Genomic DNA, 18,278 nt, shown 5'->3' on the forward strand with positions numbered 1-18,278 from the left:
GTTTATTTGGAGTTCACTAAATAGTCTACTAAGTTTGTAGAGTATTTAGAATTGCACGGTGCAATACCAACCGAGTTCGCAGAACCACGGTGGTTTTAATAATACGGGATTTATTCCAAAACAGATTAAATGGCCGTTCAGAATACGATTGATGGTTTCACCTTTAATAATTCTATTGTATGCAAACTCCACACGAACTGTACCAGCATTTGGTTCAAAATTTTCACAATTACTCTATCAAAGAACTCGTTAACTTGAATAACGATCTTGTCCGAAATGCTTCGTGGGGCACACAGAAAGCAGCCTTTAGAACAGCTGTGCTCAATAGCCTCGCACTCAAAGGCGTGAATTTATCCCGTATCATTTCACATGATGACGGATTCACAACCGTACAACTGGTACCAGTAGAGTTGGGCGAGGACAATACGTTGATTCCCCTCGCCTGCTGATGAAGTCGTTTATTGATGCGTGATCGCATAGAGCGCAAATGTGCCTAGCCAATGCGAGCCCATATAATCGTCCTCTTTACCGAGGTTGGGCAATGTAAAGTCTAGGTGTGCATCCGCGATATCACGCAAATGTGCTAATGCAGGAACTTGGCGTGCAATACCATACAGACAAGCAGCTCGGCTATAGTTCAAACCATCGAGATGTACTAACTGGCCGTCGCTGCGATCTTTAACAATAGCTGGCTCCAATTTAAAATCTTCGGCATACATTTGCGGCAAAAATTCGTTGAGCCAAGTTTTATACGCTTTATTATCCAATACCTTACTCATCAAATAGGCTTCTTCCAGACAGGGCGAAAGAAAGTCTGATCCGCTCGGCTCATAAGAGAAATCACAGTTTTTATCTTCTTGATACAACCGTATCGCGTGCTCTGTGATGGCATCAGCCAATGCTTGATCATTCGCCGTAAGGGCATAATCGTACATCAAGGATAATCCGAAAGCGGTATTATCGTGCTTGCCACTGCGAATTGGATAAACCAATTTGGGCAAATAGTCCAACAATTTGCCGCGCAAAAGATCGACCATGGGTTGCAAGGATTGGCTCCATCTTTTCGCATCCGCATCTTCCCAAGTCAACAACTCTTCCTGCAGCTTCAATAACCACGCCCACCCGTAGGTGCGCTCGAAAGATAAGTTATGTTTATCTTCAAAGAAAGCTTTTTCAATAGCCGCATTATTGTCGGTAATCAAGGCATTTAATGTAGCACGCACCTCACCTTGGCTATCTAGATCATCAAAAGATTTCAGCAGCTTTATGATAGACCAATAACCGTGTACAGAGGAATGCCAATCATAGCAGCCGTAAAAGATAGGCCGCAATACGCGCGGCGGTTTTAGATCTGCATCGCTACCAATAGATTGTCCCAACTTATTCGGATATTCTACCGTAATACAGTGAACCGGCATCTCAAAGATTGTTTTCGCTTGCTCAGCACTTAATTCAAATTTTGGATGCGCTTCTACTGAATTACCTTCTTCCTTTGCCTGTTCAGAATTTTGACAGGAGAATAGCGAGCCGCTAACGATCCCAGCTAATAAGAAAAAATAAATGCGATTTAAATTGAAATATGCAAACATATTTAATGGCAATTAGTTATTTGTACAATCTATAAAGATAGTAAATACATTTTTCATGCGTACAAATCATTTCCTTATAACATGTTGAGATATCAAATAGGATGAGTGATAACTGTAAAATTAAATATGGAGAGAACTTAAATCTAGACAATTGCTAATAAAGACATATTAGCGTCCTTATAAAGAAAATATGTCTATGGATATTTTCCACCATCTTAAATGAATTATATACTTTTTTTAAATCAAAAAAAATAACAAAAATTAGCTATATTAATCAATATATTAGTAATATTAACGTTACAAACAATTATGACATTATTAACTTCCAGTGCACTTATTAGCTTACAACTATGAAAGTCTTATTCGCCGATTCAAGCAGCTTATGCCGCTATAGCACAATTCTTGTAGCAAAAGAATGTGTTGTTGATATTACAGTGCTTGAAGCTGAAACACTAGATGTGGCAAGTCTCATTCTCAGCGCAGAAACAGTTTCGTTCTTATTTATCAATAGTAACATTTTAGGAGAAGAGGCTATTGATCGCATTCAAAATCTGCGAAATCTTCAATATAAAACGCGAATAATACTTGTTATTAACACTCAAGCGGAGTACAATGCTAAGAAGCACCTTACTACACATGTAGATGGCATTTTGCAACTGGAAGACACCCTTGAAAACAGCAAGACATACATCAGTAAACTATTTAATGGCAATCAAGACACCCAAGAGGAAAATCCACAACAAAATTTGTGTAATATTTCTAAAGTATTCTCTTTCGGTCGGAGTGAAATAATGCTTAAGGCGTATAGCAGCATACTAAAACTGTACTGGCATAATAATCTTGTAGTTCAATTAGCTGACACACGCTACCAGTAAAATCACATTGTTTCTGCGCCGTTCATTACTTGTACTTAGCGAAAAACATCGTAATTAAGCATATTAGGTTTGCTAACATGATTTTGTTATTTGTACTATTTTGGCTGGCAATAACATGTCAAAAGGTTATGATTTACGGGTATGAGGGTCGGAAATTTTCGTCCATTTAGATACATTACTAAACGTAATGCCCAAAAATCATAATTTTAAACTTTAACTCTTTAACTCTGGATAACATCTTTAGAATCCAGCACCACAATACCCATGAAAGACAAAAAAGACCAAAAGAAATCAAAGTACATAGCGCCTGTTATTCGAATAGATACCATTACAACCGAGCACTGGATTGCTGCTCATTCTGAAGCTCCGCGTGAAGCGAAAAAGGCTACGCCACGAAAAAAGGATGGTGACAAAAATGGTGACGGTAAAGAATCTTGGTAAATCTAAATAGTTCTAATTTCTTGTCACATTTGAGTAGTCAACTCGCAAAAAATCAGTATAAATCCTAGCAACGCTGTCATATCAGATTTCTAGATTCATGCTGAAACAGGAAAAATTTAATAATATCTACCAACAATAAAATAAATAATGTAATGCATGCCAGCTTCAAAAACTGGATGCAAGGCCACAAATCATCCAAATTTTATAGGCAGCTGACGGATATTTGTATGCGGCAGTGAATCATGTCAATTCTTACTGGACGACAGACAGCAGCGTCAACGGCGACTTTCAATACATCAGAATAAAAGTGCTGTAACCTACCGCGGCTTCGCATGAAGTATCTCTCTCCTACCTTCACGAAACAAACGGAGCGAACAATCTTTAATATACAATTTAAATGATGTTTTCCCTTTTGAACGCACCCAATGGAGTCGCTGAATAGCTCAGATTGTTGCTTCGATGGGCTATAATGCAGTGATACAAGCGATAAAAGGCTTCCAGCTAACATTTTTTAAGACAAAAGACATAGATAATATTTAATGTACTGCCGCAGCAGTAGTAACCTGTTCGCTGCAATTTAAATATCTTGATAGCTTCTATGCTGTCTATATGCTCAAGCCATGAGACTTTCCAAATGGTGAAAATATCTAAAATAAGTTCCCCCGACCTCGCATAGCAGAGGCTTCCAATCTCGGATTTACACACCAAATAACTGACCCATTATCATAAAAAAGTCAAAGTGTAAAACTTGCTTCTTTATTTCGCAAAATAGCACTTCCTTTGCATTACTTATCAGACTGAATATTATACCCTGATAGTCAGATAGTAGTATTATATATATGAATAATGCATATTTTAAGTCAGTATTTACGCTCATTGGGGTAATGCTGTTAGCGCTTTCTAGCGCTGCCCAAACGATTACTATAACAGGAAAAATCAAAGATGGCTATTCTTTGGAACCCATTCCTTATGCCAGTATCAACGTAGTTGGCCTTACCTCTTATGGCACGGCTAGTAATGAGCGAGGCGAATTCACCTTGCAAATCACCGGACCACAACGTAAGTTATTGGTCAGCTCTGTCGGATACGACTCCCGAGAAGTCGACCTAAGCGACGAGAAAGAGCAATATGAAGATGTTTTCTTATATGCGCAAAATGCGATCGAAGCAGTATCTGTCAAAGCGCCAAGGGTAAAGTATTCTAATAAAGATAATCCAGCGGTAGAGCTTATTCGTCAGGTAGTAGCACATCGCGATCAGAACCGATTAACAGGTCAGGATTATGTAGAATATAATCAATATGAGAAATTGGTATTGGGGTTAAGTAATCTTAGCGAAAAGTTTAAGAACCGCAAGATTTTCAAGAACTATCAGTTCCTGTTTCAGTCGGACACGTTAGGCACAAGCGATTCGTCCTATATTTTGCCGGCATTTATGGAAGAAAAGTATTCGAAGAATTACTTCCGTAAAGATCCTAAAACCTCTTCTCAAGAGATAATAGCTCAGAAGCAGGCTGATTTTGATGCGCGCTTTGTCGATAATTCAGGCTTGAGCAATTATTTGGAGCGCCTGTATGATGAAGTAGAAATTTACGATAACAACGTGACCATTCTAACGAATCAATTTTTAAGTCCGATCGCCAATACGGCTCCCACTTTCTATCGGTTTTATATCACGGACACGATTACAAATGGCGCAGAGCAACTCGTCGAGCTGAGCTTTTTCCCAAGAAATAAAAATAGTCTCTTATTTAGAGGCAAACTCCACGTCACGATGGACGGGCATTACGCCGTAAGGTATGCCAATATGACGGTGAGCAAAGAGATCAATCTCAATTTTGTCCGCGGACTCAATATCGAGCTTTTCTTTGACAAGGACAATCAGGAGAAATACTATCTGACGAAAAGCAATCTAGATATTGAATTCTCACTAACTGAAAAAGGCAAGGGTATTCGTGGTTCACGCGTGGTAATGCTGGAGAATTACACTAGCGGACTTGTCCAACCGGATAGCATCTATCAAACGGCGAAGAATAAAGATATTAAACCAACTGACGATCAGACTCCGGTCGATTGGAACACCATACGACCGGAGCCGCTGTCAGCAAGTGAAGCTACTGTATACTCGAACATTGAAGGATTACAGACAATGGCTTCGTTCAATCGATTTATGGATATCGCCGCTCTCGTTCTTTCTGGTTATAAGCAATTTGGTCCAGTAGAGGTCGGTCCTGTCAATACGTTTTATTCGTACAATCCAGTAGAAGGATTACGTTTGCGTGTAGGTGGGCGTACTACGGAATTATTTAGCGAACGCTTTTATATGGAAGCATTTGGTGCCTACGGTACGAGAGATCAACAATGGAAATACTTTGTAAGTGGTACATACTCCCTAAACAAGAGATCCCCTTACAAATTTCCACAGCATTATATTCGCGCTTCTGCATCATACGACACCAAGATTCCAGGTCAGAATCTAGATTTCATTCAGGAAGATAATGTGTTGCTTTCCTTCAAGCGGGGTGAAGATTTGAGTTACTTGTACAATTACCAGTACCGTTTGGATTATAAAGCAGAATTTGAGGGTAATTTTGCCATTACCTCCGGATTGAATTTGTGGAAACAGATGCCAGCAGGTGTTCTTTCGTACGAGCAAATGCAACCCGATGGTACTATACGTAGGGTTTCAGAACTCAATACTACGGAGTTTAATGTAGGTATTCGCTGGGCACCCAATGAGCAATTTTATCAAGGAAAAACCTATCGTACACCGATTTTCAATGAATTCCCGATTTTCACCTTGAACTATACAGCAGGGCTCAAGGGCGTATTAAATGGAGAATACAACTATCATAATTTTATGGCCACCGCATTCAAACGTGTGTATCTTTCACAATTCGGCTATGCAGATGTCAATATCGATGGTACATATATTCTCGGAAACAACATTCCCTATCCTTTACTTACGATACATCGTGCCAATCAAACGTATGCCTATCAGCTAAGTTCCTATAACTTGATGAACTTTATGGAGTTCGTATCTGATAAGCATGTTGCTTTGCAAGTGCAGTATTATATGAATGGTTTCTTGTTCAATAGAATTCCATTACTAAAAAAACTAAAACTGCGAGAGGTTTTCAGTTTCAAAGGGATCTACGGTGGCTTGCGTGACAGCAACAATCCAGATATTTCCGACCAAGTGTATGCTTGGCAACGCAATACAGATGGCGTAGTATCTTCATACACTTTCGAAGGATCTCCATACATGGAAGCCAGTTTTGGTGTAGCCAATATTTTCAAAATATTACGTGTTGATGCAGTGAAGCGATTGTCTTACCTTGATCACCCTAATGTACCCACTTGGGGTATACGTGCTCGATTCAAGTTTGACTTTTAGCCTTTCAGAAGCACTGATTTTTTCTTAATTTCGTACTATTATGGAAACCGTAGTTAGTGGAATTAGAAGTACCGGGAAATTACACCTCGGCAATTATTATGGGGCGCTGAGCAACTTTGTGAAGATGCAAGAAGAATACAATTGTTTCTTCTTTATTGCAGATTTGCATTCGTTGACCACGCATCCTACACCGGGTGATTTGAGCCGTACCGTGCGCCAAGTAGTTGTAGAATACCTAGCAGCTGGCATCGATCCCGAAAAATCGACTATCTACGTACAATCTGATGTACCGCAAGTAGCTGAATTGTATCTTTACATGAATATGAATGCCTATCTGGGTGAACTGGAACGTGCAACAGCTTTTAAAGATAAGGTAAGAGCCAATCCTGATAATGTAAATGCTGGACTACTCACCTACCCCGTATTAATGGCTTGTGATATTTTGATTCACCACGCTACAAAAGTTCCAGTTGGCAAGGATCAGGAGCAGCATCTGGAAATGACCCGTACATTTGGCAATCGCTTCAATAGGTTATATGAAGTGGATTATTTTAAAGAATCTTTTGCTTTTAGCTATTCTGACAAGTTGGTTAAAATCCCAGGTTTAGATGGCCAAGGAAAAATGGGTAAATCAAACGGCGATGCTAGCTGTGTATACTTATCGGATAGTCCGGATGTTATTCGAAAAAAAGTAATGCGTGCGGTATCTGACTCTGGTCCTACGAGCGAAAACCAACCTAAACCAGAGTCGATTCAGAATCTATTTGATTTAATGAAGGTAGTATCTTCTGCTGATACGTATACTCATTTTGATGATTTATACAACAAATGTGCAATTCGCTACGGAGACTTCAAAAAGCAGCTAGCGGAAGATATGGTTCTAGCTACGGAACCCGTTCGCTCGCGAATCGAAGAAATCTCTGCCGATGAGGATTATTTGAGTAAAGTTATTAGATTGGGGGCAGAAAAAGCTGCTGCGAGTGCAGACCGCACCATTAAAGATGTTCGTGAAATTATTGGATTGAAGACGATATAAAATGCATATAGCTGTAGTAGGAAATATAGGTGCTGGCAAGACAACCTTAACGGAGTTACTAGCACGCCACCTGAAGTATGAACCGCAGTTTGAAGCGGTAGAAAATAACCCATACCTCGAAGATTTTTATAGCGATATGAAACGCTGGGCGTTCAATTTGCAGATATTCTTCTTGAATAGCCGATTTCGCCATATTGTGGAATTGCAAAATCGTAGCATCGACATGATCCAAGATCGTACGATCTATGAAGATGCCTACATATTTGCGGAGAATCTTTTCGATATGGGTTTAATGTCTGCCCGTGATTTTGAAAATTATAGTAATATTTTTCAAAGCATCGTACATTATATCCAACCACCAGATTTATTGATCTATTTGCGTGCTTCGGTACCTACTTTGGTCAATAACATACAAAAACGCGGCCGCGACTATGAATCAGGCATTCGCCTAGATTACCTTTCTAAACTCAATGACAAATACGAAAAATGGATCGGTAATTATAAGGAAGGAAAGCTATTGATTTTAGACAAGGATAATTTGGATTTTGCGCAAAATCCCGAAGATCTAGGCCTGGTAATCCAAAAAATTGAAGCAGAATTATTTGGATTGTTTTAGGGTTTTCTTGCTAGGTATGTTAATATAGAGCATATCATAGCATAGTTTGAAGCCTTGTGAGCCCCAAAATTTCTATAAAAGAGATTTTGAGGCATTCTCCTTAGACTATATATGGAACGATCAACCTTCTACTGACGTTTTATAGAAGTTACTTTCTGATGAGTCCGCGACCGACACACTTTCATCATGGCAATTTTACTTTAAATGCCCGGTACGGATACTCCGTTTTATCTTCACCATTATTCCACTGCGGCAAACGTTGCAATTGTGCGCAGGTGAAATACAAGTAATTGTCTGAGCTGATACCAAAAGAATCTGACCATATTAGGTTGGGATCTTCAATTAAGATTTTTCTAACGCCTTCAGGCGTAATGTAAGCGATCGCATATTCCTCGGATGAAGCAAAATAGACATTACCTCGTTCATCAGCGATCATTCCATGCGTGATGCCCACCTCACCCAAATCTTCTACTTTGTCCTTTAAGTCGGCATCATTAAGCTGCGGATTGGCTAGAAGGCTCGTCTCAATACGATACAGGTTTTGCTTATTGATGGGTTTGAAATAAAAGTATTTAAAGTCTTGCGTAAGGGCAATGCTATTGATATTTGAAGAAAATGGCTGACCATCTTTATCTTGCATTTTGACACCATCATATGCTAAGGCAATATCATCTGCCAGTGTGAATGCCGTACGTGCAAGTACGCTACGAGATTGTTTAGTTTGTAAATCTAAAACAACAATAGAAGCTAAACCTGGGTCAGAAAGATAGGCCAAGTTCTTGTCCGTATCGATACGCACATCATTGAGTGCGGAGGCAGACATATCCAAGTCGTCAAAAAAGAAGGTATCTTCAACCCGATTTGTTTGGGTATTGATTTTCAACAACTTAAATAAACCTTCCTCTTCTTCTGTTCCATCAGCAAAAATGTTTCCAGCTGTACCTGGTTTGGAATCCAGCACCCACAAGTAATCCTTGGCATCCACGAACAAATCCTGTACACGCAGAAAATGATTTTCATAAGATCCTTTGCTGTTCCATTGCATATCTGGATAAGGCACCAACTCACCATTGATTACCTCGGCCAAAGCCAGATTGCCCGCACCATCGTAATTAGGGAATGATACAAACAGCCGATCACTATGATTAACACTCAGCCCGATGGCCATACTTTTATCAAATTTCGCAACTTCGATCAAGTCACTTTCAGTCGCTGCATCGATACAGCTTTGCAGAGAAAGCAAGATTATGCTCAATAAAATTAAATAGGTTTTCATTCGTAATTATTTTAATATTTCTTTCAAAAACAACAAAGTATGATCCCATGCTCGCTGTGCCATAACAGGGTTATAATCATTGGATGCCGGATTTGTAAAGGTGTGTTCCGAATTAGCATAGGTAATGATTTGCCAATCTGCCTTACCATCGTTCAATTCCTGTACGAGATAATCGTAATCTGCCTTTGAAATGGATTTATCATCAGCAGCATGTGCCACTAGCACTTTTGTATGAATCGTTTCATTTACCCTTTTTGCATCTTTCGCATAACCTCCGTGTATACAAACCACACCATCGACTTTCATATTGGCCCGAGCCACTTCCAATGTACCGGTACCACCAAAACAATATCCTATTACCGCTATTTTCTGATCATTCGCTCCAGTCTTATTTAGCTCGTCTAGAGCAAGCGCAATACGGTGCTGGTAGGCTTTATAATCATTTTTGTACTGGGATGCTATTTTGCTGGCTGCCTTATTATCTGCCGGGATATTCCCTTCACCATATATATCAGCAATTATAGCAATATAACCTTGTTTTTCTAGCGCTAGAGCGGCAGCTTTAGCTTCCTTATCAATCCCTTTCCATGCCGGCAATATGAGTACACCTGGTAGTTTCTGACCAGCATTGGAAGTTACTAAACCAGAAAGTTTTTGATCTCCATCGTGATAATCCACGGGTTTTAATTCCTGCGCTTGAATAGATAAGTGACCGATAATTAGTAGTAACATAAGGGAGAAGCATTTCTTCATGACTTAATTATTTAATCAGATGAATTATTATTTTTATTACCTAAACTATCAAAATTACACAAAATATATACCAGTAATTATTTTACAGTTTGCCTTATACCATTAATCTGGTTTTTTATTTTTTCACACATTTCGTTCTTGACAAGACGAAACATTGTGCAACATAACCCATCTTAACCTAAGCGTAACCGATCCTTAATATAAATTTTTAATCTATAATATAACTTTGAAGTTAAATAATAATCTCATAATGAAATTTATTTTTATTATATTTTTTCTAACACTTGGCGTCCATGCATACGCGCAATACACTGTACTAAAAGGCAAAGTAATAGATGCTAGTGACCTTTTTTCTTTACCTGGTGCTACACTCCGCCTGGAAAACACCAATCGACACACGGTGACAGATGCCTCGGGCTCGTTCGAATTTTTGGCAGTGCGTGCAGGAACGTATACGATTTTGGTCCAATACATGGGTTATCAAGTATACAAGAAGGAGATTACGACCGACGGCAAACAAGAGACCATGCAGATATTGCTACAACCGATCGGTCGAAAACTCGACGAAGTAAACGTGATTGGCGACATGGCCAAAGGCCAAGCCAAGGCTTTGAATCAGCAAAAGAACAATACCAATATTACCAACATCATTTCTTCGGATCAAGTCGGTCGTTTTCCAGATCAAAACATTGGCGACGCACTAAAACGTGTACCAGGCATTGCGGTTCAAAATGATCAGGGCGAAGCCCGGGATTTGATCGTGCGTGGGATGGCTCCAGAATTAAACGCTGTCACCATTAATGGCGATCGCATTCCTTCGGCAGAGGGCGATAACCGCAATGTGCAAATGGATTTGATACCAGCAGATATGATTGCTAGTATTGAAGTAAATAAAACGCTCACGCCTGATATGGACGCTGATGCTATCGGCGGATCAGTCAATCTCGTGACAAGAGCAGCACCAAACAAACAGCGCATTTCGGCTACGATAAGTGGTGGATATGCTCCTATTCGGGAACAAGGATTGTACAATGGCACCTTGATATACGGCAATCGGTTTTTAGAAAATAAGCTTGGCATCGTGATGAGCGGAACCATACAAGCACAAAATTATGGTTCGGACAATATACAGGCGATCTGGGCCAACACGGATGGACGAATCGGACTAAGCCAAATGGACATCCGACAATATGACGTGCAGCGGATACGCAGAAGTTTCTCCGTGGCTAGCGATTATGAGTTTAATGCTAGAAATCGTGTAGAGTTCAATGCCATATATAATTGGCGCGATGATCGCGAAAACCGCTACCGAACGCGGTACAATAACATGATCTGGAATGAGAATATTCAAAGTTATACGGGTCGTGTGCGCCGGCAAACCAAAGCCGGTTTGGATAATAACGCCACTAGGAATACCCGTCTGGAAACGCAAAAAGTGATGAACTTCTCTGCCCGAGGCGAGCACTTACTCACTTCATCACTTGACTTTGACTGGACAGCAAGCTATTCTAAAGCGTTGGAAGAGCGACCCAATGAGCGCTATATTCAATACCAATCGCCGAATAACATTCGCCTCGATCAAGACATAAGTGATCCTTACAAGCCCTTTGTAGTAGACAATTATCAAGATTACTCACAGTTTACATTTCATCGATTAACGGAAAATCATAACTATACTGAAGAAGATGAATTTGGATTTAAAGCGAACATTCGGTTTCCACTGAGTGTCATTACAGATCAGAAAGGTCGACTTAGGATCGGTACGCGCTTACGCGCCAAAACAAAGATGCGCGACAATATATTCTATCGATACACCGCTATTCCGCCGTTCGGTAATATGAGTACTTTACCTTTAGTGAACTGGTCTGGGGAAAACTTTGGCCCAGGCAGCCAATACACGCCCGGTTCGTTTGTAGAGAGGCAATTTTTGGGTGGGTTGGATTTGACGAATCCAGATTTGTTTTCGGAAGTTCCAGATCCTTCGGAGTTTTTAGCCGTCAATTACAATGCTAGAGAATTGATATTCGCGAATTATGTGCGTTGGGATCAAAACATTACGGATCGTACCGCCGTAATTATCGGTGCACGTCTAGAATGGACGAGGCTAGAATATACCGGCAACTACGTGCAAGATGAACAAGATCTTTTAGAAACCATCAGCAACAGAAATCGTTATTTGACGGTGCTACCCAGCATCACAATAAAGCATCAGGTTACAGATGATTTCATTTTACGTGCCGCTATTACAACCAGTTTGGCTCGCCCGAATTATTACGCCTTAGCGCCATTTGTAAATAGTCTTCCGGAAGATAGAAACATCGAGGCAGGCAATCCAAATCTGCGAGCAACCTACGCTACCAACTATGATTTGATGGCCGAAAATTATTTCAAAAATATTGGTTTAGTTTCTGGTGGGATATTCTACAAGCGTTTGCGAAACTTTGTCTATCGATACAGAGATTTGAACTATACGAGCGAAAAGTTTGCCGCTGACTTTCCAAATCTACCCAATCCAATCAACGCCAATGATATAGACAGATGGACTTTTAGACAATCGCGCAACGGCCGTTCTGTCGATTTATACGGCACGGAAATCGCTTTTCAGCGACAATTGGATTTTCTTCCGGGCAAGTTCTTAAAGGGTTTTGGGGTGTACACGAACTATACTTATATAAAATCTATTGCTAAAGGTATTACGATTGTGGATGGAGAAGATCGTGCCGGTCTTGCTTTGCCAAAAACAGCTCCTCATATGTTCAACGGATCGATATCTTGGGAAAACCAACGTTTCCTCGCGCGCGTGTCGAGCAATTTTGCGGCAGCATATCTGGATGGTATTGGGGGAACGTATTTTGAAGATGTATATTACGACAAGCAATTTTTCTTAGATGCGAACGCGGCATTCAAAATCAGACCGCAACTACGGATTTTCGCAGAAGCCACCAACCTTACCAATCAACCATTGCGATACTACCAAGGAAGCAGAGAACGTATGATGCAGTTAGAGTATTATCGCGCGCGGTATACACTAGGTATTAAGGTTGATTTGTGATTTTTCACGTATAGAAATTATATGAGCTAACTATTTGTTCACGCTGACCACATAAAAAATGTAAATTAAAATCACATCTGATACGAAATGAGTCTAAAAATCGGTTCATCTACACTATGCTTAACTTAAGCTTAACACGTAAATAACTCACACTTATTGTAGAGGTAATAGTTTTGTGGAAAATCAGATACCTACATGAAATTATTCTACACGTTTGCCTTACTACTACTGTGTTCCAGTGCGTTTGCGCAAACCACCATCTTAAAAGGAAAAGTACTTGATGCTACTGATAGCTTTTCGTTACCGGGCGCTACGCTTCGACTAGAAGAAACTAATCGACACACCGTGTCTGATGCGACGGGATCATTCGAATTCTTAGGCGTGCCTGTTGGCACCTATACCATTACCGTAAATTACATGGGTTACCAAGTGTACAGAAAAGAGGTTACGACCAATGGTAAACAAGAAAATTTGCAGATCTTGCTTCAGCCATTAAGTCATTCACTGGATGAAATCAGTGTGATTGGTGATATTGCCAAAGGACAGGCAAAAGCCTTGAACCAGCAAAAAAATAATAGCAACATCACGAATATTATTTCCTCTGATCAGGTAGGTCGCTTCCCAGATCAGAATATTGGTGATGCCCTAAAACGTGTACCCGGCATCACGATGCAAAATGATCAGGGCGAAGCCCGCAACATCATTATACGTGGTCTTTCTCCTGAATTGAACTCGGTGACGATCAATGGCGACCGTATTCCATCCGCCGAAGGCGATAACCGCAACGTGCAAATGGATTTGATTCCTGCTGACATGATTTCTAGCATTGAAGTCAATAAAACGCTCACACCAGATATGGATGCTGATGCCATTGGTGGATCGGTAAATTTGGTTACACGCGCCGTACCAAACAAGCAACGTTTTTCGGCGACGATGAGTGGCGGCTACGCGCCTATTCGCGGAAAAGGTTTGTATAATGGCGCTTTAGTTTATGGAAATCGCTTTATGGATAATAAGCTAGGCGTCGTAGTAAGTGGTACTTTGCAAGCGCAAAACTTTGGTTCGGATAATGTAGAAGCGACTTGGAGAGACCAAGACGGACGTATTGCGATGAGCGAAATGGATATCCGCAAGTACGATGTACAACGGATTCGCCGAAGCGTATCCTTGGCAACAGATTATGAAATTGACTCTCGTAACCGCATCGAGTTGAACGCTATCTACAACTGGCGTGATGATCGTGAGAACCGTTACCGTACGAGATACACTGGGCTGACTTGGAATGATGATATTCAAAGTTATACCGGACGTGTGCGTAGACAGACTAAAGGCGGTATCGGAAACAGCCAGAATGACAATACGCGATTAGAAACACAGAAGGTAATGAATTTCTCTGTCAAAGGAGAGCATTTGCTAAGCTCTGTTGTAGATCTGGACTGGGCAGCTAGTTATTCCAAAGCGTTGGAAGATCGTCCTAACGAACGCTATATACAATACCAATCGCCTGACAAAATACGCCTAGACCAAGATTTGAGCGATACATACAGGCCAATGGTCGTAGATCCATACCAAGATAACTCTATCTTCAACCTGCATCAATTAACAGAAAACCATAACTATACGGCTGAAGACGAATTTGGATTTAAAGCCAATGTACGTTTTCCGTTTAGTGTCATATCCGAACAAAAAGGTCGTATCCGCGTAGGTACGCGCTTGCGTGCTAAAACGAAATCACGTGACAATATCTTTTATAACTACAAGCCAACTACGGCTTTTGGAAATATGAGTACGCTGCCGTTGGAGAATTGGAGCGGTGACAACTACGCTGCTGGTAGTCAATACACGCCGGGATCGTTTGTCGATAAACGTTTTCTAGGCGGATTAGACTTTGCAAATCCAGCTTTATTTACCCAAACCACAAAACCAGACGAGTACTTAGCCGTAAATTACAATGCGAAAGAGTTGATCTTTGCCAATTATGTACGTTGGGATCAAAACATCACCGAACGCACTTCCATGATTATTGGAGCCCGTATGGAATTGACCAAGATTGACTATACAGGTAACTATGTAGAAGGTGAAGAAGATTTGCTGGGTGCTGTCAACAATAAAAACAGCTATGTAAACATTCTGCCAAGCATCTCTTTCAAACATGATGTCACCAATGATTTTATCTTGCGCGTTGCATACACTACAAGCTTAGCTAGACCAAACTACTACGCTCTAGCGCCTTATGTAAACAGTGTTCCAGAAGAAAGAGAGATTACGGCTGGTAACCCGAACTTGAAAGCGACTTACTCGCACAACTTCGACTTTATGGCGGAAAACTATTTCCAAAATGTCGGCTTGGTGTCTGGAGGTGTTTTCTATAAACGAATGAAAAACTTCATTTACAATTATAGCGATGTGAATTATACGAATGCGAAGTTTGCCAGCGCATTTCCAGGAATCTCCAATCCTATTCCTGTAAATGCTACCGACCAATGGACATTTGTGCAAGCACGTAATGGCGAAAACGTGGATGTATATGGATTGGAAGTGGCTTTCCAACGTCAATTGGATTTCTTACCGGGTAAGTTTTTAAAAGGTTTTGGTGTATATGCTAACTATACGTACATCAAATCAGTAGCAAAAGGCATTACCAACGACGATGGTGAAGAGCGTACGGGTCTTGGTCTTCCAAGAACTGCTCCGCATATGTTCAATGCGTCTATCTCGTGGGAGAATAGTCGCTTCTCAGCACGTTTGTCAAGTAACTTTGCGGCAGCATATCTGGATGAAATTGGTGCATCGGCGTTTAATGATGCCTATTACGATAAGCAGTTTTTCTTAGATGCGAATGCGTCTTACAAGATCACTCCGAAACTGCGTATTTTTGCTGAGGCCAATAACTTGACAAACCAGCCTTTGCGTTACTATCAAGGTACCACAGAGCGTATGATGCAGTTAGAATATTACCGTGCAAGATATACACTTGGTCTTAAGTTTGACCTGTAATACCTCGCTAATACCATGACTCAACACCATGCAACAAAACTTCGGTTTTGTTGCATTTGCTTTAAACACGATAACGAACATGAAACAACTACTATTTACATTCTTAACGATCGGCGTATGCCTATCCGGCCATGCGCAAGAGCAGGTAACTCCTTTTGAGTACGAAAAACAAACGGGTTATTCCGGAAAGAATATTCCAGGCATCACCTATCAGGAAGATAGCTTCAACTTCGTGGTAGTCGGCGATTTTGGTCGTGTGGGAGATTATTACCAGCGCGATGTAGCTCGGGAAATGGGACAAGCTACGGTCGTGCTCGATGCGGATTTTATTCTGTCTGTCGGTGATAATTTTTATCCAGATGGCGTACAGAGCACGCGCGATTATCATTGGATCTCCTCTTTTGAAGAGATTTATAAAGATCCCAGCTTGTACCGCCCTTGGTATGTGGCTTTGGGTAATCATGATTACCGCGGTAATGTTCAGGCACAGATCGATTATTCTCAGGTGAGCAGAAGATGGAATATGCCTGATCGCTACTATAGCAAGACATTTGAATTGGAAAATGGCAAAAAATTGCAAATGCTTGTAATCGACACCAATCCATTCATCAAGAGCTATCACAAAAATCCAGAAAAATACCTTCAAATTGCCGAGCAAGATACAGCCGCGCAACGCCAATGGCTGGAAAACGAACTCGCCAAGAATGATCCTTCGATCACGTGGAAAGTCGTTTTAGGTCATCATCCACTCTACAGTGGAGGCGTACGCAAAGAAAGTACAGACACGAAACTTTTCGAGCAGCAGTTTGCCGATCTATTTGACAAATATAAGGTGGATGCGTATATCTGCGGCCATGAACACGATCTGCAAATCATCAAGCCAGTTGGCCGATATACCACGCAATATCTTTCTGGCGCAGGCAGCGAGGTGCGCCAATCCGGCGAACGTGAAGGCACGATCTTCGCAGCCACAGAACCCGGCTTTATGACATTTTCTATCGTGGAAAACCAATTGACGGTTCACGTTGTGAAAGCAGATCCTAAAGGGGCTGCTGTACTATATAAGCACAACTCGAATAAATAATCTACTTTTTTAACAAACACAAATGAAACAAATAATCACCTTTAGCTTAGCGATTTGTTTGCTAACTTCTTGTGGCGATCGCTTAGCCAGCGTCGCTCCCAACGCATTAAAACCAACAATCATAACTGAACCAACGGAACACGACACAGACGATCCTGCGTTTTGGATACATCCTACTGATCCAACCAAAAGTCTGGTGATCGGTACGGATAAGGAAGTAGGCGGCGGTCTATACCTCTATGATCTGGAAGGAAAAATCGTCAATAAATTTTTAGATATGCAACGCCCAAATAATGTAGACGTGGCCTATGGTTTGGACATCAATGCCGTAAAAACCGATATTGCTGTTACGACAGAGCGGAAATCAAATACGATCCGCATCTTTTCTCTGCCTGACTTGAAACCAATCGACAATGGTGGCATTCAAATTTTTGAAGGCGAGCAAGGCGAAGACGAGCGCGATGGCATGGGTATCGCCTTATACACGCATAAAGCGGATTCTACCAACCACACGATTTATGCTATTGTAGGACGCAAGACTGGTCCTTCGGGCACTTACCTTTGGCAATACAAACTTTCTGCAGATCAAGACGGCATTGTACGGGGCGAAGTAGTTCGCAAATTTGGCACGTACAGTGGCAATAAAGAGATTGAAGCGATTGCCGTAGATAATGAGTTGGGCTACGTGTACTATTCAGACGAAACGGCTGGCATTCGCAAGTATTACGCTGATCCTGCTCGTGGCAATGATGAATTAGCTTTCTTTGGTCAAAAAGATGCTTTGCGCGATCACGAAGGTATTGCGATTTATAAAAAGGAAAATGGCGCTGGATATATCTTGGTATCAGACCAACAGAAAAACTCTTTCTTAGTATACGATAGAGCAGGAACAGCGGCTGATCCACACGCGCATATCTTGCTTTCCGAAATCCCCGTATCTGCCGTAGAGTGCGATGGTGCCGATGCGATCAACTTAAATCTTGGGCCAAAATTCCCAGAAGGCATGTTGGTGACAATGAGCAACAGCCGCATATTCCATTATTACGATTGGCGTATCATCCAGCAATGGATTGATAATAATCCCGTAAAAAAATAAATCCTACGGTCTATATTAAAATGGGCTTATCAGAAACGATAAGCCCATTTTTTTTGAACGGTATAATG

13 protein-coding genes and 1 riboswitch are annotated in these 18,278 nt (G+C 41.0%); of the genes, 10 read left to right on the forward strand and 3 right to left on the reverse strand.

Annotation, left to right across the window (positions count from 1 at the left end):
• The first annotated feature begins 36 nt into the window (after window positions 1-36).
• Window positions 37-133, forward strand: a riboswitch (SAM-I-IV-variant riboswitch).
• A gap of 46 nt (window positions 134-179) precedes the next feature.
• Window positions 180-449, forward strand: coding sequence for a 5-oxoprolinase (locus AC3IRT_RS10895; RefSeq protein WP_489393279.1), 270 nt, complete (start codon window positions 180-182; stop codon window positions 447-449).
• 9 nt (window positions 450-458) lie between these two features.
• Here AC3IRT_RS10895 and AC3IRT_RS10900 read toward each other — a convergent pair whose 3' ends face one another.
• On the reverse strand, window positions 459-1,589 hold the full coding sequence (locus tag AC3IRT_RS10900) for a DUF2891 domain-containing protein (RefSeq protein WP_489393280.1): 1,131 nt from the start codon (window positions 1,587-1,589) through the stop codon (window positions 459-461).
• A 350-nt stretch (window positions 1,590-1,939) separates the two neighbouring features.
• Between AC3IRT_RS10900 and AC3IRT_RS10905 the strand changes: the two genes are divergently transcribed.
• From AC3IRT_RS10905 to AC3IRT_RS10925, 5 genes are all read left to right on the forward strand, one after another.
• The gene (locus AC3IRT_RS10905; protein WP_489393281.1) at window positions 1,940-2,464 is read left to right on the forward strand and encodes a hypothetical protein; all 525 of its coding nucleotides are present in this window, start codon (window positions 1,940-1,942) and stop codon (window positions 2,462-2,464) included.
• Window positions 2,465-2,728: 264 nt separating this feature from the next.
• Window positions 2,729-2,905, forward strand: coding sequence for a hypothetical protein (locus tag AC3IRT_RS10910; protein ID WP_489393282.1), 177 nt, complete (start codon window positions 2,729-2,731; stop codon window positions 2,903-2,905).
• An 839-nt stretch (window positions 2,906-3,744) separates the two neighbouring features.
• Window positions 3,745-6,300 carry a DUF5686 family protein gene (locus AC3IRT_RS10915; RefSeq protein ID WP_489393283.1) on the forward strand — a complete coding sequence of 852 codons (2,556 nt, stop codon included), beginning with the start codon at window positions 3,745-3,747 and terminating at the stop codon, window positions 6,298-6,300.
• 40 nt (window positions 6,301-6,340) lie between these two features.
• Entirely contained in the window at window positions 6,341-7,336 is a 996-nt protein-coding gene (gene trpS, locus AC3IRT_RS10920; protein ID WP_489393284.1) for a tryptophan--tRNA ligase, read from the forward strand.
• Window position 7,337: 1 nt separating this feature from the next.
• On the forward strand, window positions 7,338-7,952 hold the full coding sequence (locus AC3IRT_RS10925; protein ID WP_489393285.1) for a deoxynucleoside kinase: 615 nt from the start codon (window positions 7,338-7,340) through the stop codon (window positions 7,950-7,952).
• A 184-nt stretch (window positions 7,953-8,136) separates the two neighbouring features.
• On the opposite strand, the gene AC3IRT_RS10930 is transcribed toward AC3IRT_RS10925, so the two are convergent.
• Window positions 8,137-9,228, reverse strand: coding sequence for an L-dopachrome tautomerase-related protein (locus tag AC3IRT_RS10930; RefSeq protein WP_489393286.1), 1,092 nt, complete (start codon window positions 9,226-9,228; stop codon window positions 8,137-8,139).
• 6 nt (window positions 9,229-9,234) lie between these two features.
• Entirely contained in the window at window positions 9,235-9,960 is a 726-nt protein-coding gene (locus AC3IRT_RS10935) for a dienelactone hydrolase family protein (protein ID WP_489393287.1), read from the reverse strand.
• Window positions 9,961-10,231: 271 nt separating this feature from the next.
• Between AC3IRT_RS10935 and AC3IRT_RS10940 the strand changes: the two genes are divergently transcribed.
• The 4 genes from AC3IRT_RS10940 to AC3IRT_RS10955 all read left to right on the forward strand — a co-directional run bounded on the left by AC3IRT_RS10940 (window position 10,232) and on the right by AC3IRT_RS10955 (window position 18,210).
• A complete protein-coding gene (locus AC3IRT_RS10940; RefSeq protein ID WP_489393288.1) occupies window positions 10,232-13,033 on the forward strand; it encodes a TonB-dependent receptor in 2,802 nt (933 codons plus the stop codon).
• Between the two features lie 195 nt (window positions 13,034-13,228).
• Complete coding sequence (locus AC3IRT_RS10945; protein ID WP_489393289.1) at window positions 13,229-16,030, forward strand: TonB-dependent receptor; 2,802 nt, start codon at window positions 13,229-13,231, stop codon at window positions 16,028-16,030.
• 79 nt (window positions 16,031-16,109) lie between these two features.
• Window positions 16,110-17,114 (forward strand): purple acid phosphatase family protein, encoded by a 1,005-nt coding sequence (locus AC3IRT_RS10950; RefSeq protein WP_489393290.1) that lies wholly within the window; start codon window positions 16,110-16,112, stop codon window positions 17,112-17,114.
• A gap of 22 nt (window positions 17,115-17,136) precedes the next feature.
• Window positions 17,137-18,210 (forward strand): phytase, encoded by a 1,074-nt coding sequence (locus tag AC3IRT_RS10955; RefSeq protein ID WP_489393291.1) that lies wholly within the window; start codon window positions 17,137-17,139, stop codon window positions 18,208-18,210.
• Window positions 18,211-18,278: the final 68 nt, after the last annotated feature.

Source organism: Sphingobacterium sp. KH_072 (genome assembly GCF_057837975.1).